Genomic DNA, 19,988 nt, shown 5'->3' with positions numbered 1-19,988 from the left:
TTATTAAGTTAATCCGTTATATTTTCTTAAAAACCACTCTAAAGATAAGCAGAAAACTATGATTCCTAGCACATATTTCCAATCAATTAAACCTTGAGTGGTCTTTGTACTTTTTTGAATGCTAGTATATTTTTTACTAGAAATTAATTCATTAAAAACTGAATCGTAACTATCTATAAAATAAGACGTTCCGCTTGTTTTATTTGCTAATACATTTAACTTAGAAACATTGGCGTTTAAAAACTGTTGCTCTACATTATATTCTAAAACTGTAAAGCTTCCAGATTTTGAAATCTTTTCGTTAATTGCGCTTACGGTAAAGTCGTAATTAGATGCTGATAAATGACTTAAATCTACTTGATAATTGTTGTTTTTAAGCACGAAAGGCAATTCCGTCTCCTCGTCTGTTTCTTTATTTTTTACTTTTATTTGAAGTGTTTCTCGTCCGTCAAATTCGTAGTTCTTATTAAAAAACTGCGCTTTGATGATCACATTATTTACACCTTCGTAAAACGATTCGAAATCGAGAATCAAACGTGTTTTTCGTTTAGTAGACGCTAAATACTGAATTAACTTTCCTACAAAATTATCGAACATATGAAACGACTTTTCGTTTAAAAAACTTTGCGCTCGCCATTGCCATATGTTCTCGCCTAACAACAGCGCCTCTCGCCTACCATTAATTTCAAAAGTGGCTAATAACGGTTGTTCGGTGGTTAAGTTTCCATATTTTTTATAAAGTAAAGTCTCGTAAGGACCAAAAAAGGTTAAATCTCCAAAGCTAGAATTTAATGGAGGAAACATATCGAAGTTTAAATCGTCTACAATAAACATGGAATAATTAGTATTAAAGACACCTTGATAAACTTCAGACTGCGCTGTAATATCATGTTCATACACATTAGACTGATTATTTAAGAAGAACCAATCTGTATGTGTTCCTGAAATAATAAAAGCATTTTTATTCTCTGCCTTAATTGCATCGAAAATAAATTTAAACTGATTATTAGGTTGGTATAGAATCACTAAATTAAAATCATTCAATTTAGATTTTATTTCATTAGGCTTTAAAATAGTAACTGAACGTTGTTCATTACTTTCAATACTTTTCTTAAGCATACCTAAATCGGGATGATAAAAAGTAGAAATTACAGCAATATTCATTTGCTCGTCTATAACTTCAACAGCAAAGTTTTTTATATTATTAACTGTGTTTTTTTCAGTGTCTAATGGTTTTAAATGGGCTTTATATGTTGATGTGCCAACATGATTTGCTGGTAGTGTAAAGTTTAATACTTCTGAGTTCTGAGTTTCACTGAAAGATATATTTTTAGAATACACCGTTTGCTCACCACTAGTTACTGTAAAAACAGTATTTACAGCCTCTTTCCCGTTGTAGACAAGAATCGTTTCAACTGGGAATTTATTCTTTAAATACGCGTATTTATTTACGTTAAGCTGCCTAATGCTTAAGTCGACATAATGGGTTGTATCACCCAAAATTATAGGATATACGGGATTGCTATAATTTGTAAACTCATAATCACTACCAAATGTTTGGTTTCCATCACTTATTAAAATGGTTGGAGCGACATCGTCTTTATAAATATCCTGAAGTGCATCTAAAGCCGATGCAATATCTGTTTGTTTGTCTTGAAAAGTTAAGGTGTCGCTAGTGCTGAGTGTTTTACCTAATGTGAAATATTCAATATTAAATTTGTTGTTTAAATTTGAATGTGAGCGTATGTTTTCAACAACTTCTTTAGCATTAGCATCTTGTTTAAGTTGTGTAATAGAATTAGAATTATCTACAACAACTAATAGCTTTGGTTTTTCTGTAGTTAACTGAAGTTGATCTAACTTAGGATTGATTAAAAGTAAGAGCACAGAAAAAATGGTAATAAACCGTAAAAAAGCGAAAAGCATGTACTGTTTAGACATGCTTTTCACTTTATATTTATACTGAAATAAAGCTAATAAAAGGGCTACAATTCCAGCAAGAATTATATATAATACTGTTTCTATAGACATATATTATGTTAACATTCCACCATCTACATTAAGCGTTTGTCCTGTAACATACGCACTTAAATCACTTGCTAAAAACACACAAACATTAGCAACATCGTCTGGAGTACCACCACGTTTTAAAGGAATACCTTCTCTCCAACCTTTAACAGTAGCTTCATCTAGTTTTGCTGTCATTTCTGTTTCTATAAATCCTGGAGCCACAACATTACTTCTAATATTTCTAGATCCTAATTCTAAAGCAACAGACTTTGAAAATCCGATAATTCCAGCTTTAGACGCCGCATAGTTAGTCTGACCAGCATTACCTTTTACACCAACTACAGAACTCATGTTAATAATAGACCCTTTACGTTGTTTAAGCATAGTACGTTGTACAGCTTTCGTCATATTAAAAACCGATTTCAAGTTAACTTCAATAACTTGATCGAAATCTGCTTCGCTAATACGCATTAACAAGTTGTCTTTTGTAATTCCTGCGTTATTTATTAATATATCTATACTTCCAAATTCTTTTACAACTTCTTCTGCTAAAGCTTGAGCTTCATTAAAATCAGCAGCATTACTTTGGTATCCTTTAGCTTTTATTCCTAAACCATTTAATTCGGCTTCTAAAGCATTTGCAGCTTCTACAGAAGAACTATAAGTGAATGCGACATTTGCACCATGTTGTGCAAAAACTTGAGCAATTCCTTTACCTATTCCGCGGCTTGCACCTGTAATAATTGCTGTTTTTCCTTGTAATAATTTCATGTGTAATTAGATAAAAATTAATACCTCAAAGATAGTAATTCAAAATCTGACAGTATAAAAAAACCTCACAAATATTTGTGAGGTTTTCTAGCGTTTCTGTTATAAATTAAATTATATCCATAAAAAAATCCGTTAACAGTATCGAGTTAACGGATTTTAAAAGATGTATTATATATTATATCTAGCCAATAAATTAGCTAAACATGTTTTATATTATGCTAATTGTGCTAAAACTTCAGCAACTTTTTTACCAATTTCAGCAGGAGAATCTACAACGTGAATTCCACAAGCAGCCATAATAGCTTTTTTAGCTTGAGCTGTATCATCACTACCTCCTACAATTGCACCAGCGTGTCCCATAGTACGACCAGCAGGAGCAGTTTCACCAGCGATAAAACCAACTACTGGTTTTTTACTTCCACTAGCTTTATACCAGTTTGCAGCATCTGCTTCTAATTGACCTCCAATTTCACCAATCATAACAACAGCTTCAGTTTCTGGGTCGTTAATTAAAAGTTCTACAGCTTCTTTAGTCGTTGTCCCAATAATTGGATCTCCACCAATACCAATAGCAGTCGTGATACCTAAACCTTGTTTTACAACTTGGTCTGCAGCTTCGTAAGTTAAAGTACCTGATTTAGATACAATACCAACATGACCTTTTTTGAATACAAAACCTGGCATAATACCAACTTTAGCTTCACCAGGAGTAATTACACCTGGACAGTTTGGTCCAATTAAACGACAATCTTTACCTTTAATATAATCCGCGGCTTTAATCATATCTGCAACAGGAATTCCTTCTGTAATTGTAATAATTACTTTAATACCTGCATCTGCAGCTTCCATAATAGCATCGGCAGCAAATGCTGGCGGCACAAAAATAATTGTAGTATCTGCACCAGCTTTTTCTACAGCATCTTTTACTGTGTTAAAAACAGGTCTGTCTAAATGTGTTTGACCACCTTTACCTGGAGTTACTCCTCCTACAACATTAGTTCCGTATTCAATCATTTGCTCGGCGTGAAAAGTACCTTCACTTCCTGTAAACCCTTGAACAATTATTTTCGAATTTTTATTTACTAAAACGCTCATTTTTGTTTGTTTTATTTTATTAAAAGCTTTACAAATGTAAAGTTTTAACAATTATATTTAAAGATTTTTTTAGACTTTATTTAAAGTGCTAAATAATGACAATTTATTGAATAATTATTGATTCTCTTTTAACTTTTCAATAATCTTAGGAAGTTGTCTTAACATAGCAAATTCCTTGAGTTTATTTCTAGACTCTTCTACAGGTGTACCAAAATAAGTTTTCCCACCTTCTACAGATTTTGTAACTCCAGTTTGTCCCATAATTACAGCTTTGGCACCTATTCTTATCCCACTAGCTGTACCTACTTGTCCCCAAATAGTTACTTCATCTTCAATAACTACACAACCTGCAATTCCAACTTGAGATGCTATTAAACACTTTTTACCAATTACAGTATCGTGTCCAACCTGAATTTGATTATCTAATTTAGAGCCTGCTCCAATTATTGTATCTCCAGTGACACCTTTGTCTATTGTACACAACGCACCAATATGCACATTATCTTGAATAACGACGCGACCACCAGATTTTAACTGATCGAAGCCTTCTGGTCTATTTTTATAGTAAAAAGCAGATGCTCCTAAAATAGTTCCAGCGTGTACAATAACATTATCTCCAATAACAGCATCGTCATAAATACTTACGTTTGAATGAATGATACTATTTTTTCCAATAGTTACATTATGACCAATAAAACAGTTAGGCTGAATTATAGTGCCTTCACCAACTTGAACTGAATCTGAAACACTTTGGTTTGCGCTTTGGAATGGTTTAAAAAACTCAGTCAATTTATTGAAGTCTCTAAAAGGATCATCAGAAATTAATAAAGCCTTACCTTCTGGACACTCAACTTCTTTGTTAATTAAAACAATTGTTGCTGCCGATTGTAATGCCTTGTTATAATACTTCGGATGATCTACAAATACAATATCGCCTGCTTCTACAACATGAATTTCATTCATACCAAGCACAGGGAATTCATCATGTCCAACAAATTCACAACCAATAATGGTTGCAATTTGTTTTAATGTATATGGATTAGGAAACTTCACAAGAATTATTCTTTAACTCTTTCTTTGTACGTTCCTTTATCTGTTTCTACTTTAATTTTATCGCCTTCATTAATAAATAAAGGTACATTAATTGTAGCTCCAGTTTCTACTGTTGCAGGTTTAGTTGCGTTAGTTGCAGTGTTTCCTTTAATTCCTGGTTCTGTTGCAGTAACTTCTAAAATAACACTAGCAGGCATATCTACTGAAAGCGGCATACCGTCTTCAGAGTTAATTAAAATAGTAACTACTTCGCCTTCTTTTAATAAATCTGGAGTATCTAAAGCATTTACATTTAACATAATTTGCGTGTAATCTTCAACATTCATAAAGTGATATAAATCACCTTCTGGGTATAAATATTGAAATTTATGTGTTTCTACACGTACATCTTCTAATTTGTGTCCTGCAGAAAACGTATTATCTATAACTTTACCTGTTGTTACACTCTTTAATTTTGTTCTTACAAACGCAGGACCTTTACCAGGTTTTACGTGTAAAAATTCAATTACTTTAAAAATATCATGATTATATCTTATGCATAATCCGTTTCTAATATCTGATGTTGTTGCCATTCTATTTTTTTAGTTTGATTTGAAATATCCTTTCATTATTCCGCGTTGTGAATCTCTTATAAATTGAAGGATTTCATCACGTTCTGGAGTAGCTTCCCACTCCGCTTCAATAATTTCTACCGCTTGGGTGTTGTTGTAATTTTTCTGATATAAAACACGATAAATATCCTGTACTTCTCTAATTTTTTCTGTAGTAAATCCTCTACGTCTTAATCCTACTGAATTAATCCCTACATAAGATAACGGTTCACGAGCAGCTTTTACAAATGGTGGCACATCTTTTCTTACTAAAGATCCGCCGGTTACAAAAGCATGGTTTCCTACAGAACAAAATTGATGTACAGCCGTCATTCCTGCTAAAACCACATAATCTCCAAGCGTTATATGTCCTGCTAAAGTACTGTTATTAGAAAAAATACAATTTTTTCCAACTATACAATCGTGAGCGATATGGCAATACGCCATAATTAAACAATTATCGCCAATAACAGTTTTCATACGATCTGTAGTCCCTCTATTAATGGTTACACATTCACGAATAGTAACATTGTTACCAATAACCGTTAAAGTGTCTTCGTCGTTATATTTAAGATCTTGTGGGACTCCAGAAATAACTGCTCCTGGAAAAATGTTACAATTTTTTCCAATACGAGCACCTTCCATAATGGTAACATTACTTCCAATCCAAGTTCCTTCTCCTATTACGACATTATTATGTATCGTTGTAAACGGATCGATAACTACATTTTTTGCAATTTTCGCTCCGGGATGCACGTAAGCTAAAGGTTGATTCATGTGTTGCTTTTTATTTTACTTTTGAAATTTGAGCCATTAATTCTGCTTCTGCACATAGTTTTCCATTGGCATAAGCGTAACCTTGCATATGGCATATTCCTCTTCTAATTGGAGTAATTAGGTCACATTTAAAAATTAAAGTATCTCCTGGAACAACCTTTTGTTTGAATTTCACTTTATCAATTTTCATAAAAAATGTAAGGTAATTTTCTGGATCAGGAACGGTACTTAATACCATTATTCCACCTGTTTGTGCCATTGCTTCAACAATTAAAACACCAGGCATTACTGGAGCTCCTGGAAAATGACCTGCAAAAAACGGTTCGTTCATCGTTACGTTTTTCATACCGATAACCCCAGTTTCTGAAAGTTCAAAAATTTTGTCAATCAATAGGAATGGTTGTCTGTGAGGCAACATATCCATAATTTGATTAACATCCATTAATGGCTCCTGAGATAAATCTACGTAAGGAACATTATTACGTCTTTCGTTTTTTATAATTTTAGACATCTTCTTTGCAAACTGAGTGTTTACAAAATGTCCAGGTTTATTTGCTATTACCTTACCTCTAATACGTGTCCCTATTAAAGCTAAATCACCTATAACATCTAACAATTTATGTCTTGCTGCTTCATTAGGGTGATGTAAAGTTAAATTATCTAAAATTCCGTTAGGTTTAACCGCAATTGAATCTTTCTTAAAAGCAACTTTTAATTTTTCCATCGTTGCTGGAGATAATTCTTTATCTACATAAACTATGGCATTATTTAAATCGCCTCCTTTTATTAACCCATGCTCTAAAAGCATTTCAATTTCATGTAAAAAACTAAACGTTCTAGAATCTGAAATGGTTTTTTTGAAATCTGAAATTTGATTTAAAGTTGCATTTTGAGTACCTAATACTTTAGTTCCAAAATCTACCATAGTAGTAATTTGGTATTCTTTAGCTGGCATTAAAAGTATTTCGCTTCCTGTATCTTCGTTTACAAAAGAAATTACATCGGTTACTACATACTCTTCTCTAAAAGCTTCTTGTTCTAATATTTCTGCGTTTTCTAAAGCTTCTACAAAAAATTTAGAAGACCCATCCATAATTGGAGGTTCAGCAGCACTTAATTCTATTAAAACATTATCAATATCTAAACCTATTAAAGCCGCTAACACATGCTCGCATGTTTGAATAATGACACCATTTTTCTCTAAGCATGTTCCACGTTCTGTATTTGTAACATAAGTAGCATCTGCTTCTATTACTGGCGTTCCTTCTAAATCCATTCGTTTAAAAGCAAATCCAAAATTTTCTGGAGCCGATTTAAAGGTTAGAGAAACATTATTACCTGTATGTAATCCAACACCATTTAAAGACACACTGTTTTTAATGGTTTTTTGTTTGATTTCTGTAGTAACTATTGCCATTATTTATTTTCTATTTCGTTTAATTTTTTAACTATTTTCGGTAAATTCTTAAAGTGAACATAAGATTTACTCCAATCGGCATAAGAAAATGCAGGAGAACCTTGTAATATTTCGTTATCCTTTATATTTCTTCCAATACCTGACTGTGCCTGTATTTTAACATTATTTCCAATAACTAAATGTCCAGCAAATCCTACTTGTCCTCCTATTTGACAATTCTCGCCAATTTTAGTAGACCCTGCAACACCAGTTTGCGCTGCAATTACTGTATTTCTACCTATTTCGACATTATGAGCAATCTGAATTTGATTGTCTAACTTAACACCTTGTCTTATAACAGTAGACCCTAAAGTTGCTCTATCTATAGTAGTACCCGCGCCAACATCTACATAATCTTCTAAAATTACATTTCCAATTTGTGGCACCTTATCGTATTCACCTGACTCATTTGGAGCAAAACCAAATCCATCTGCACCAATAACACATCCGGAATTAATAACACAATTATTTCCAATAATGCATTCCGAATAAATTTTGGCTCCTGCAAAAAGTATTGTATTATCTCCTATAGTTACATTATCTCCAATATAAGAGTTTGGGAAAATTTTTACATTATCACCAATTTTCACATTCTCTCCTATATAAGTAAAAGCACCTATATAAATTTTATCTCCACATTTTGAGGAATCGGATATAAAAGATGGTTGCTCTATTCCCTCTTTACTAAGTTTAACAGAGTTATAATACTCTAATAATTTAGAAAATGCTTTATACGCATCGTTCACCTTTATTAAAGTAGTTTCCAAATCATGCTCTGGAATAAATGTTTTATTTACTATAGTAATAGATGCTTTAGTCGTATATATATAATGCGTATATTTTGGGTTCGCCAAAAATGTAAGCGCACCTTTTATACCTTCTTCAATTTTAGAAAGAGTTGAAACTTCTACGTCGGGATTACCCACAACTTCTCCTTCTAAAATTCCTGCTATTTGTTCTGCTGTAAATTTCATCGTGGCAAAAATAGGAAAAATGTCCTAAAGTTTAGCTTTAGGATAACATATATAATATTTAGTAACGGGTTTCGACAGTGCCTTTAAGTTTAATTGGTCCGATGCCTTTACTATATCTTCTATCTTTCCTGATTTATATAAAATCTTAATTTGTTGTCCGTTTTGTTGATACGCTTGATTTGTAATTTCTCCTTTAAAGACAAAGTAATCGGCTTCTGATTCACTAATATTATAGGTAGACATCAATTCTTTTTCTTTAGCTTTTAACTCGTTTTTCTTTATCTTTTTTTGCTTGACTTTAATTTTAAGTAAATCTCTATTTAAAATCATTTCGCATAAATTACGCAATACAAAATCGTCATGATATTGCCATTCTTTCATGGCTGAAATAATATCATAATCGTCTAACTTAGAAAAGGTTTCAAGTGTGTTTTTATCAAAATTAGTTGCATTAATTTCTGTTTTTAAGAAATAAGATAATGCCCTACTCGCTACCAATTCTACATTATTATGCGATAATTCTTTAGCACGTTTTAATACGCGTATTAATAATTGCTCGGCAACAACACTAGTTTTGTGTAAATACACTTGCCAGTACATTAATCGTCTAGCAACAAGAAATTTTTCCACGCTATAAATACCTTTATTTTCAACCACCAATTCATCGTCTACAACACTTAACATGGTAATTAAACGCTCGCTATTTATATTTCCTTCTGCGACTCCTGTATAAAAACTATCTCGTTTTAAATAATCGGCGCGATCCATATCTAATTGAGAAGAAATTAACTGACACATAAAGTTTCTGTGGTATTCCCCTTTAAAAATAGAGATGGCTAGCGTTAAACTTCCGTTAAATTCATCGTTCAATTGCTCCATAAACAACAGCGAAATATGCTCGTGAGAAATCCCACTAACTATACTATGTTCCATGGCATGAGAAAACGGACCGTGACCAATATCGTGCAAAAGTATAGCTATATTTAATGCAACTTCTTCATCGTCAGAAATGTCAACTCCCTTAAAACGAAGTACATTGATAGCTTTTTGCATTAAATGCATACAACCTATAGCATGATGAAATCGGGTATGATGGGCTCCAGGATACACCAAATAAGACATTCCCATTTGAGTAATTCTTCTTAGCCGCTGAAAGTATTTATGCTCAATTAAATCAAAAATTAACGAATTTGGTATGGTAATAAATCCGTAAATTGGATCGTTTAATATTTTAAGTTTATTCATCTTTATAGTTTAGAAATGCTTAAGATGATCTTCTAAAATATTTAAAAAATCACTTTAATAGTACAAATATAACGATATGAATAACATAAATATACTTTGGGTTGATGATGAAATTGATTTACTTAAACCACACATTCTTTTTCTAGAGAAAAAAAATTATAAGGTTACAAAATGCAATAGCGGTACCGAGGCCCTTGAGGTGTTAGAGGACAATAAATTTGACATTGTTTTTTTAGATGAAAACATGCCTGGTTTAACTGGTCTAGAAACTTTAAATGAAATTAAAGAACTGGACCACACGCTTCCTGTTGTAATGATTACTAAAAGTGAGGAAGAGTATATTATGGAGGAAGCCATTGGTAATAAAATTGCCGATTACCTTATAAAACCCGTAAATCCGAATCAGATTTTATTGAGTTTAAAAAAGAATTTAGACCATTCTCGATTAATTTCAGAGAAAACAACATCTAATTATCAGCAAGAATTTAGAAAAATTGCAATGGATTTAATGTCTGTTAATAGTTTTGAAGATTGGGCTAACCTCTATCAGAAATTGGTGTATTGGGAAATTCAATTAGAAAATATAGAAGATGCTGGCATGTTCGAGATTTTAGAATCTCAAAAAACAGAAGCCAACGCCTTATTCGGAAAATTTATAGCTAAAAATTATGCCGATTGGTTCGAACCAAATACCGAGGCTCCAACCATGTCGCACACCTTGTTTAAAAATAAAGTAGTTCCGGAATTAAGTAAAGAACAACCTACATTACTTGTGGTTATAGATAATTTAAGATACGACCAATGGAAATCGTTCGAGCCCTTTATTGCACCTTACTATAAGAAAGAAACAGAAATTCCGTTTTACAGTATTTTACCTACGGCTACACAATATGCCCGAAATGCTATTTTTTCTGGATTGATGCCAAGCGATATGGAAAAATTACATCCAAACTATTGGAAAAACGATACAGACGAAGGTGGAAAGAATTTATTTGAAGCTGAATTTCTACAAGCACAAATGAAGCGTTTAGGCTTACAAAACTTAACGTGCGAATATCATAAAATTACCAACCTTAAAAACGGTAAAAAATTAGTCGATAATTTTAAAAGTCAGAAAAATAACGACCTTACTGTTGTCGTTTACAATTTTGTAGATATGCTTTCGCATGCCAAAACGGAAATGGATGTAGTAAAAGAATTAGCATCTAACGATAAAGCTTACCGTTCACTAACTCAAAGTTGGTTTAAAAACTCGCCACTATTTGAAATCATTCAACAAGCACAAAATTTAGGATTTAAATTAATTTTAACCACAGACCATGGTACTATAAATGTAAAAAATCCGTCTAAAGTTGTTGGTGATCGGGACACCTCATTAAACTTAAGATATAAAACAGGAAGGAGTTTAACTTACGAATCTAAAGATGTATTAGAATTTAAAACACCTAAAACAGTTCATTTACCAAGTATTACAATGAGTAGTTCCTTTATTTTTGCTAAAAACGACTTCTTTTTTGCATACCCAAATAACTATAATCATTATGTAAGTTATTTTAGAAACACCTATCAGCATGGTGGTGTATCTTTAGAAGAAATGATTATTCCATTTGTCGTTTTAAATCCGAAATAGACTCATATATTTATATTTAATATCCTTTTTTTCATTATGCGAATCATTAGCAAATTTAATTTTTATTACTTATAATTGCATCCTATGCCATGTAAACTATGAAAGAATACCACATAGATGATTTAGAGGATATTGCTAAATATATACTTAGCAAAGCCACATCAAAAACCATATTATTTTATGGTGATATGGGTTCGGGTAAAACAACATTAATTAAAGCCTTAGTTAAAAATTTAGGGTGTAATGACGATGTTAGTAGCCCAACATTCTCAATAGTTAACGAATATAGTACCGATGATGGTTTAGTTTATCATTTCGATTTTTACAGATTAAACGACGAAGAAGAAGCTTATAATTTTGGTATAGAAGATTATTTAGATTCTGATGCTTGGTTATTTATAGAATGGCCAGAACGTGTAGAAAACATTCTTTCGAATGAAAAATCTAATGCTGTAAAAATTGAAAATTTAGATTCGAAAACCAGAAAGTTGACATTTAATATTGATTGATATTTTGTGTTTTTGTGCTGATTTTAAGATTTGATTGAAGCAAAGAAAAAGAAGTACGGTTTTCCCGTAACTGAGTTGCCCAAAAGACGTTAGTTTTAACATGATTTTAACATTTGGGATAAAATTCAATTAGTGTATTCTATATATTTGAATCATTAATTAATTAAATCCCTTACAGAATTATGAAGACTAAAAAACATTTAATCGCTCTTGCGATTTTTGGAGGAATGCTTTTCCCGGCTCAAGCAACAAGTCTAATCAGTTTAAACGAGCAAGAAGCTCCGCAAATTGAAAGATGGAGAATTAAAATCCCAACACACGGATTAAATCTAAATGAACAAGAAGCTCCACAAATTGAAAGATGGAGAATTAAGATTCCAACGCACGGATTAAGTATAAATGAGCAAGAAGCACCACAAATTGAAAGATGGAGAATTAAAATTCCAACTCACGGATAATAGAAGTCTAATAATAGGGAGTATTATAGCGACATTTATTGCTGCTACTCCCTATTTATTTTACTTATATGAAAGTGTACCTAAACAAAAAGTTTGGAAAACATTTTTATTTACCTACGATAGTAAATTTTACGGAAGCATAGATATTGTTGCTTGGACAATAACAGGAAAATTAATTCCTTTATTATTAATGTTTGTTTGGTTTTTTACCTGTAGACATTGGTGGTATCATGTTATCATTGTACCTATTGCAATGTTTACTTTTCAAATCTTCACAATTTTAAATGATGATTTACAATATGTAGATAGTAATGAATTTTTTTACCTATTACCTATAATGGGTTTAATTATTCCATCTATTTATTTAATTCGCGCACAAATATTCAATAAAGTAAATACTGTAAACGATTCTTTTCAAAAACTTGAAGATGAGTTTAAGCTTTCACCTAAAGGGTTTAAAGACAGAGTAAAAGATTATTTTTAAATTAAGGTTTAAGCAATCAAAATATTATTTGTAATTTGACTACATATTCTAGTGTCAAAAACATATGTCTAAATCATTTTCTCCTTTTACTCATCAGCAGTTAATTCCACAAGAAGAAACACTTGAGGTTTATAAAAACAAAGGCAATTTATTTATAGGAATCCCAAAAGAAACTGCATACCAAGAAAAACGAGTCTGTCTCACTCCAGATGCCGTATCGGCATTAATTAGTAACGGGCATCGTGTTTTAATGGAAGCTGGTGCTGGTTTAGGTGCTAAATTTACAGATAAAGATTATAGCGAAGCAGGTGCAGAATTAACAAAAGATACCGCTAAAGTATTTTCATGTCCTATAATTTTAAAGGTTGAACCACCAACTATAGAACAAATTGCACTTATTAACCCGCAAACCATTTTAATTTCTGCATTACAGTTAAAAACTCAACATAAAAAATATTTTGAAGCTCTAGCTACTAAACGTATTACTGCTTTAGCTTTTGAATTTATTCGTGACGACGACGGCCATTACCCTGCCGTACGTTCTTTGAGTGAAATTGCAGGTACCGCATCGGTAATTATTGCATCAGACCTATTATCTAATAGCAATCAAGGAAACGGATTATTGTTTGGTAATATTTGTGGTGTTCCACCCGTTGAAGTTGTAATTCTTGGTGCAGGAACTGTGGGAGAATATGCTGCAAGAAGCGCTATTGGATTAGGTGCTAATGTAAAAGTATTCGACAATTCTATATCTAAATTAAGACGAATTCAGACTAATCTTGGTCGTCCAATTTATACATCTACCGTACAACCAAAAAACTTAACTAAAGCATTAAAACGATGCGATGTTGTAATTGGTGCAGTACGAGGAAAATCTAGATCTCCAATTATTGTCACAGAATCTATGGTGCAATCCATGAAAAAAGGGTCTGTTATAGTAGATGTAAGTATAGATATGGGCGGTTGTTTTGAGACTAGTGAAGTTACATCTCACAAATTCCCTACTTTTAACCGGCACGGCGTTATACATTATTGTGTACCTAATATTCCTGCACGATTTTCTAGAACGGCCTCAATATCAATAAGTAATATTTTTACGCCCTACCTTTTAAAAATTGCTGAAGAAGGTGGCATAGAAAATTCTTTAAGATTTGAGAAAGGTTTAAAAAATGGGTTGTACTTTTATCACGGTATTTTAACGAATCGTTCGGTTGGCGAATGGTTTGACTTAAAATATAGCGATATTAATCTCTTAATTTTTTAAATGACACTTATACAACGAATTGGGTATTATCTTGGAGGATTTTCTTTAGGATTACTACTTTTAGCCTTTTTTCTTAGCGGAAAGAAAACATCTTGTAGCTACGGACTAGATGCTCGTGTGATAAAAAATATCAACACCAAAACAATTATATATAGCGATAATGCTAAATCTATAATTAATGTTAAGCAATTAGATACTGTAGTTTTAAATCATGTTTTAAGAAAAGGCGATGTAGATTTCTCTAAAAGTGAAACCACAACAAAACCTTGTAAAACATACTATCTAGACGGCACCTTTAACAAACAAAGTATTGCACTGCTGGTTAAAAACTGCGATGAGACAGCAACTATAGAAGATATTCAAATTCTTGATTAAAAACGAAAAAGACTGCCTATTACAGACAGTCTTTTTTTATACTTTTATTGTTTCCTTCTTTTTTTCTCTTTCAATAACAAATTAAGCTCTCGCCCTGTTTGTCCTGCCACAGAAGTATTCTCTTCTGCCCTTCTAATTAAATAAGGCATAACATCTTTAACAGGTCCGAAAGGTACATATTTAGCAACATTATAACCCAAATTAGAAAGATTAAAGCTAATATGATCACTCATTCCATATAATTGTCCAAACCAAACGCGTTTATCTGAATTCTCAATGCCTTTTTCTTTCATTAAATCCATAAGAAAATAAGAACTGTATTCATTATGCGTACCGTTGAAAATTGACATATCATCTAAATGATCTAACATATAAGATACACCAGCATTAAAATTAGAATCTGTAGCAGCCTTACTTTCACAAATTGGTGAGGCATATCCTTTTTTTTCAGCACGTTCATTTTCTTTTTCCATATACGCACCTCGAACCAACTTATATCCTAAAAAGAAACCTTCGGTCTTTGCAAGTATATGTTGTTGCTTTAAAAAATCTAAACGATCATGACGATACATTTGCAGCGTATTAAATACAACAGGTTTTTCTGTATTGTATTTGCGCATTAAATCTGTAATTAAATTATCGGCAGCATCCTGCATCCAACTTTCTTCAGCATCAATTAAAATAGAAATCCCTCTATCTTTTGCTGCTTTACAGACTGTATCAAACCTATTTAATACACGATTCCATTCTTTTGTTTCATCAGCACTTAATTGTTCATTATTACCAACTTTTTCGTACAACCGAATTCTACCAAAACCAGATGGCTTAAATACTGCAATTGGAATTGATTTTAATTCTTCTGCAAAATTTATAATCTTTAAAGTGATTTTTAGAGCCGCATCAAATTCTGCTTCATCCTCTTTACCTTCTACAGAATAATCTAAAACTGAACTTACACCTTTTTGATACATTTTATCGATAACAGGTAAACAGTTTTCTTCGCTAACTCCACCACAAAAATGATCAAAAACGGTTGCCCTAATTAAACCTTCTACGGGTAATTTTGCTTTTAACGCAAAATTTGTAGCAGCTGTTCCAATTCGAACCAAAGGTTCTATTGAAATCATTTTGAAAAGAAAATATGCTCTTTCCAACTCCGAATCACTTTTAAGCGCAAAAGCAATTTCAGTATTATCAAAAATGGTGTTATTATTCATTCAATCTCACAATTTTTATAAAAATAACGAAGCCGAACTTACTTAATTGTAAAAAACTCCTTATTTTCACAGCTATTTTTTATTACAATTTTTATGAAAACTATAGAAACAAAGACCTATAATATTCACTTCAATTTAAGTGCTTATAAACATATAAATAATTTTATAGAAGAGAGCAATCCTTCTAGTATTTTTATTTTAGTTGATCAAAATACACATGAGCTTTGTTTACCTCACTTAATGTCTGAAATTTCAACCTCTAAAACTATTGAGATTATTGAAATAGAAGCAGGAGAAATTAACAAAACTATTGAGACCTGTGTTGGTGTTTGGAATGTTTTGTCTGAACTTGGTGCAGATAGAAAAAGTCTACTTATAAATTTAGGTGGTGGTGTAATAACAGATATGGGTGGTTTTGTAGCATCGACTTTTAAACGTGGCATTAATTTTATAAACGTACCTACTACCCTATTATCTATGGTAGATGCTTCCGTTGGTGGAAAAACAGGTGTCGATTTAGGTACTTTAAAAAACCAAATTGGAGTTATTAATAACCCAGAAATGGTAATTATAGATTCTACATATCTTAAAACTTTAGCTCAAAACGAAATGCGTTCTGGCTTAGCAGAAATGCTTAAGCATGGTTTAATTCAAGACAGAATGTATTGGGATAAGTTTAAAGATTTATCGCTGTTAAATTTAGAACACCTTGACCAACTAATTCATGAATCTATACAGATAAAAAAACATGTAGTAGATATAGATCCAAGAGAAAACGGATTAAGAAAAACACTTAATTACGGACATACCTTGGGGCATGCTATAGAATCTTACTATTTAAGTGATCCTAATAAAACAGATTTACTTCATGGCGAAGCTGTAGCCATAGGAATGATTTTAGCGTCTTATATCTCTACTAAACTTTCAGGATTAAGTGATGCTGAAAATACCGAGATTAAAGAGGTTATAAACAACATTTACGATTTTGTAAAAATTGATGAAGCCGATTACGAACCTATAATGGATTTATTAAAATTTGATAAGAAAAATTCTCATGGAAACATAAACTTTGTACTCTTAACAGCTATTGGAGATACAAAAATTGACTGTTTAGTGTCTAATGAATTAATTATTGAAGCGTTAAATTACTATAACAATTCGAATTAATTCAAAATAATTTGTAATTTTAGTCATACCCAAAATGGCTTTTTTAAACAATATTAACCATCTAATACATATTTAGGATGAGAAAAGTTATTGTTGATTACAAAAAATTAACACCTGAGATTTTATCAAAATTAACAGAACGGTTTCCTGATGGTTATGGTGATAACGATATTATAAAATTCGACAACCACCGCAATGAAACCATTGAAGCTGTAGAAGTTAAAACTGAGGATACGATTTATTTAGTTAAAGTAAGTTCGAAGTTACACTACACTATGGTGAATTTTGAAACTAATGACGATTTAGAATTAAATAGTTCTGGCCATATTGTTGTAGATTATCCAGACCATATAAACACTACTTTTGACAAGGAACTCAAACTTAATGACGAGGAAGAAGAATAAAAAAAGAGCCGAATATTAATATTCGGCTCTTTCTTTTTAAAGTTGTATTTATTATAGTTCTTTAAAAATATAATGCATTAAACGTTTTTTGTCGTTTATACTTTCTTCTAAAGAAATCATTGTTTCAGTTCTATATACACCATCGATATCGTCAATCATAAAAATAACATCTTTCGCATGAGCAGTGTTTCTAGCTCTAATTTTACAGAAAATATTAAATTTACCAGTAGTGATATGTGCTACTGTTACGAAAGGTAATTCGTTTATACGCTCTAGTACAAACGTTGTTTGAGACGTGTTGTTTAAATATACACCAATATATGCTATAAAAGAGTATCCTAGTTTTTTGTAATCTAAAGTTAAAGAAGAACCTTTAATTATTCCAGCATCCTCCATTTTCTTAACTCTAACATGTACCGTACCTGCAGAAATCAACAATTTTTTTGCTATATCAGTAAATGGAACTCTTGTATTATCAATTAACATATCAAGAATTTGGTGGTCTATTTCGTCTAATTTAAATTTTGCCATATCTATACTTTTTGTTCTTTAGAGCAAAAATAATACATTTTTATGTATTAATCTTATCAAATTATTAAGGTTTTCACAATTTTAATAAAAAATTATCAGCACCAATAGTCACGAAATCGTTTTCGACACCTACCATTAACGGCTTGTTATCGGCACCTAACACACTCATATTATTAGCATTAACCTCTTTATGTCCGTAGTAATTTGTCAATAATTCAATTTTATCCACTTTTGGGATAAATTCAACCTTACCGTTAATTAATTTTTCTACAAAAAGAATAGCAACATCTAAAATCTGTGGTTCTTCTACTGTTCCTACGTTCGCATTTCTAATAATTACATCATAAAAACACTTATCATTCTCTGGTATCTCAAAATAAGCATTATAATTATCGCCCGAAATTTCTTCACTAGAGATATAATTAAATGCCGTTATATACGAACTAAAGATATAAAATCGAGTTTGATTTCTATCGTAATCGTTCGCATAATGCCCAGCTTCAAATAAAATTGTAGGTACATTAAAAGACTGAAAACTATCTCCAACGCAATTAATATTAAAAGAATCGTCGTAACGCCCTACTTGATTTGGAATTAACTGTTGTAAAGTTGTATTCATTTCAGCAATTATATCCATGCCTATCTTACGCGAATCGGTAATCGTCCTATTTTCATCTTGAGCAGGAGACAAAAAAGATACCGTTGCGACCTTATTAATAGATCCCGCACTAAAAATAGTACGTTGTCCATGTAAATTAAAGCAAAAGTCTGGCTTAAAAGAATCGTAGACTGCTCTAAGCACTTTACTTTCTGGTTGTGTTAACAACTGGGCATCTCTATTTAAATCGACATCTACTGCATTTAGTCTAGTATAGGCTTCTGCACCGTCTGGATTTAGTATAGGTATTATATAAAAGGTACACGTGTCTTTTAAATGTAAAGCTACTTTAGAGTGTTTAAGTACATTAATAAAATCGAAAAGCGCTTTAGTAGTTGTCGACTCATTTCCGTGCATTTGAGACCAAAGTAAAATTCTCTTTTTTCCTGTTCCAATTTTAATTGCTGAAATAGGTTTACCTAAAACTGAAGTTCCAATATCAAACACTTCGAAACTTGAATCTAGATTTTCTAAAAGTGGTTTAATATGAGAATTGGTAATGTAACGTCCATGTAATTTCGGCTCCTTATACGTTTCATAGAGAGCAGTAAGTTCTGTAATAGTCATAGCTTTTTTTATAGGTATACAAATGTAAACATTTTAATATTTACATTTGTAAACAAGTTTTACTAGGTTTCTTGTATACATTTCTATACATGTTTATACTCTTATATATGTCTATTATAACAGATGTTTATAGAAAAAATGTCGATGCAATAAAAAACATTTTATAAATTGTATTTCAGCATATTAGAAAGCAATTATTAAAGTAATTATTTAATATATTTTCACTATATTGTTTACATATATACTAATGCAACAATCTTTTTATTACATTTGTAACCAAGCAACCCCAGACAAATAGTTTACAATGATAAACAGTGATGCATTTACAAAACGTCTACAAAAAGTGATTGATTTTTATGGTGAATCAGCCTCCTCTTTCTCTGAAAAAATTGGAGTGCAGCGTTCTTCAATTTCACATATTCTATCTGGAAGAAATAAACCAAGTTTAGATTTTGTAATGAAAATTTTAACCACCTACCCAGAAGTTGAACTCTATTGGTTGTTAAATGGAAAAGGCACTTTTCCATCGGAATCTAAAAATGAAAATGCTCCAGATTTATTTTCTAATGAAGACAAAACACAAACTGAACCTAAACCTGCCGGCAAACCCTTTCCTAATCAAATTTCAAATCAGATATTAAATTCTAACGACTCAAAACAGATTGAGCGTATTGTGATTTTTTACACAGACGGAAGCTTCAAAAACTTTGAGAACTCCATTTAAGTTCACTATTTTTGAAAAAAAATTATAAT

The 19,988-nt window shown here is 31.6% G+C and carries 21 protein-coding genes; 9 read left to right on the top strand and 12 right to left on the bottom strand.

Annotated elements, in window-relative coordinates; genetic code table 11:
- Positions 1-3: 3 nt before the first annotated feature.
- The 9 genes from BN863_RS07405 to BN863_RS07365 all read right to left on the bottom strand — a co-directional run bounded on the left by BN863_RS07405 (position 4) and on the right by BN863_RS07365 (position 9,971).
- Positions 4-2,031 carry a hypothetical protein gene (locus BN863_RS07405; protein ID WP_038529188.1) on the bottom strand — a complete coding sequence of 676 codons (2,028 nt, stop codon included), beginning with the start codon at positions 2,029-2,031 and terminating at the stop codon, positions 4-6.
- Positions 2,032-2,034: 3 nt separating this feature from the next.
- Complete coding sequence (gene fabG / locus BN863_RS07400) at positions 2,035-2,781, bottom strand: 3-oxoacyl-[acyl-carrier-protein] reductase (protein WP_038529186.1); 747 nt, start codon at positions 2,779-2,781, stop codon at positions 2,035-2,037.
- A 213-nt stretch (positions 2,782-2,994) separates the two neighbouring features.
- Complete coding sequence (gene sucD, locus BN863_RS07395; RefSeq protein WP_038529185.1) at positions 2,995-3,876, bottom strand: succinate--CoA ligase subunit alpha; 882 nt, start codon at positions 3,874-3,876, stop codon at positions 2,995-2,997.
- Between the two features lie 114 nt (positions 3,877-3,990).
- Positions 3,991-4,929, bottom strand: coding sequence for a UDP-3-O-(3-hydroxymyristoyl)glucosamine N-acyltransferase (locus BN863_RS07390; RefSeq protein WP_038529183.1), 939 nt, complete (start codon positions 4,927-4,929; stop codon positions 3,991-3,993).
- A 5-nt stretch (positions 4,930-4,934) separates the two neighbouring features.
- Positions 4,935-5,501, bottom strand: coding sequence for an elongation factor P (gene efp / locus BN863_RS07385; RefSeq protein ID WP_038529181.1), 567 nt, complete (start codon positions 5,499-5,501; stop codon positions 4,935-4,937).
- Positions 5,502-5,510: 9 nt separating this feature from the next.
- Complete coding sequence (gene lpxA / locus BN863_RS07380) at positions 5,511-6,296, bottom strand: acyl-ACP--UDP-N-acetylglucosamine O-acyltransferase (protein WP_038529179.1); 786 nt, start codon at positions 6,294-6,296, stop codon at positions 5,511-5,513.
- Between the two features lie 10 nt (positions 6,297-6,306).
- Entirely contained in the window at positions 6,307-7,713 is a 1,407-nt protein-coding gene (locus BN863_RS07375) for a bifunctional UDP-3-O-[3-hydroxymyristoyl] N-acetylglucosamine deacetylase/3-hydroxyacyl-ACP dehydratase (protein WP_038529177.1), read from the bottom strand.
- Complete coding sequence (gene lpxD / locus BN863_RS07370) at positions 7,713-8,726, bottom strand: UDP-3-O-(3-hydroxymyristoyl)glucosamine N-acyltransferase (protein ID WP_038529175.1); 1,014 nt, start codon at positions 8,724-8,726, stop codon at positions 7,713-7,715. Before lpxD ends, BN863_RS07375 begins: the two co-directional genes overlap by 1 nt.
- Before the next feature lie 24 nt (positions 8,727-8,750).
- Positions 8,751-9,971: an HD domain-containing protein gene (locus BN863_RS07365; protein ID WP_038529173.1), complete on the bottom strand. Its 1,221-nt coding sequence runs from the start codon at positions 9,969-9,971 to the stop codon at positions 8,751-8,753.
- Between the two features lie 76 nt (positions 9,972-10,047).
- On the opposite strand from BN863_RS07365, the gene porX reads away from it, so the two are divergent.
- The 6 genes from porX (at position 10,048) to BN863_RS07335 (ending at position 14,691) form a co-directional block, all read left to right on the top strand.
- Positions 10,048-11,601, top strand: a complete 1,554-nt coding sequence (gene porX / locus BN863_RS07360; RefSeq protein ID WP_038529171.1) for a T9SS response regulator signal transducer PorX — start codon at positions 10,048-10,050, stop codon at positions 11,599-11,601.
- 98 nt (positions 11,602-11,699) lie between these two features.
- Positions 11,700-12,110 carry a tRNA (adenosine(37)-N6)-threonylcarbamoyltransferase complex ATPase subunit type 1 TsaE gene (gene tsaE, locus BN863_RS07355; RefSeq protein ID WP_038529169.1) on the top strand — a complete coding sequence of 137 codons (411 nt, stop codon included), beginning with the start codon at positions 11,700-11,702 and terminating at the stop codon, positions 12,108-12,110.
- A gap of 182 nt (positions 12,111-12,292) precedes the next feature.
- Positions 12,293-12,568 carry a hypothetical protein gene (locus tag BN863_RS07350; RefSeq protein WP_038529167.1) on the top strand — a complete coding sequence of 92 codons (276 nt, stop codon included), beginning with the start codon at positions 12,293-12,295 and terminating at the stop codon, positions 12,566-12,568.
- Positions 12,531-13,052, top strand: a complete 522-nt coding sequence (locus BN863_RS07345) for a hypothetical protein (protein ID WP_084817485.1) — start codon at positions 12,531-12,533, stop codon at positions 13,050-13,052. The genes BN863_RS07350 and BN863_RS07345 overlap by 38 nt, the downstream gene beginning before the upstream one ends.
- Positions 13,053-13,116: 64 nt before the next feature.
- Entirely contained in the window at positions 13,117-14,316 is a 1,200-nt protein-coding gene (locus tag BN863_RS07340) for an alanine dehydrogenase (RefSeq protein ID WP_038529163.1), read from the top strand.
- Positions 14,317-14,691, top strand: a complete 375-nt coding sequence (locus tag BN863_RS07335) for a hypothetical protein (protein WP_038529161.1) — start codon at positions 14,317-14,319, stop codon at positions 14,689-14,691. It abuts the gene before it with no gap.
- Between the two features lie 44 nt (positions 14,692-14,735).
- Here the strand turns inward: BN863_RS07335 and BN863_RS07330 are convergent, their stop codons facing one another.
- The gene (locus BN863_RS07330) at positions 14,736-15,908 is read right to left on the bottom strand and encodes a proline dehydrogenase family protein (protein ID WP_038529159.1); all 1,173 of its coding nucleotides are present in this window, start codon (positions 15,906-15,908) and stop codon (positions 14,736-14,738) included.
- Positions 15,909-16,001: 93 nt separating this feature from the next.
- On the opposite strand from BN863_RS07330, the gene aroB reads away from it, so the two are divergent.
- Together aroB and BN863_RS07320 are read left to right on the top strand one after the other, a co-directional pair.
- On the top strand, positions 16,002-17,075 hold the full coding sequence (gene aroB, locus BN863_RS07325; RefSeq protein WP_038529157.1) for a 3-dehydroquinate synthase: 1,074 nt from the start codon (positions 16,002-16,004) through the stop codon (positions 17,073-17,075).
- Positions 17,076-17,152: 77 nt separating this feature from the next.
- Positions 17,153-17,479 (top strand): hypothetical protein, encoded by a 327-nt coding sequence (locus tag BN863_RS07320; protein WP_038529155.1) that lies wholly within the window; start codon positions 17,153-17,155, stop codon positions 17,477-17,479.
- A 51-nt stretch (positions 17,480-17,530) separates the two neighbouring features.
- Here BN863_RS07320 and BN863_RS07315 read toward each other — a convergent pair whose 3' ends face one another.
- Together BN863_RS07315 and BN863_RS07310 are read right to left on the bottom strand one after the other, a co-directional pair.
- Positions 17,531-18,010 carry an Lrp/AsnC family transcriptional regulator gene (locus BN863_RS07315; protein ID WP_038529153.1) on the bottom strand — a complete coding sequence of 160 codons (480 nt, stop codon included), beginning with the start codon at positions 18,008-18,010 and terminating at the stop codon, positions 17,531-17,533.
- A 73-nt stretch (positions 18,011-18,083) separates the two neighbouring features.
- Positions 18,084-19,235 (bottom strand): M14 family metallopeptidase, encoded by a 1,152-nt coding sequence (locus tag BN863_RS07310; RefSeq protein ID WP_038529151.1) that lies wholly within the window; start codon positions 19,233-19,235, stop codon positions 18,084-18,086.
- Between the two features lie 304 nt (positions 19,236-19,539).
- Here BN863_RS07310 and BN863_RS07305 point away from each other — a divergent pair, with 304 nt between their 5' ends.
- Positions 19,540-19,959 carry a helix-turn-helix domain-containing protein gene (locus BN863_RS07305; protein WP_038529149.1) on the top strand — a complete coding sequence of 140 codons (420 nt, stop codon included), beginning with the start codon at positions 19,540-19,542 and terminating at the stop codon, positions 19,957-19,959.
- The last annotated feature ends 29 nt before the right edge of the window (positions 19,960-19,988 follow it).

It is taken from the genome of Formosa agariphila KMM 3901, from assembly GCF_000723205.1.
Lineage (GTDB): Bacteria > Bacteroidota > Bacteroidia > Flavobacteriales > Flavobacteriaceae > Formosa > Formosa agariphila.
This window is presented reverse-complemented; position numbering and strand designations above follow the sequence as displayed.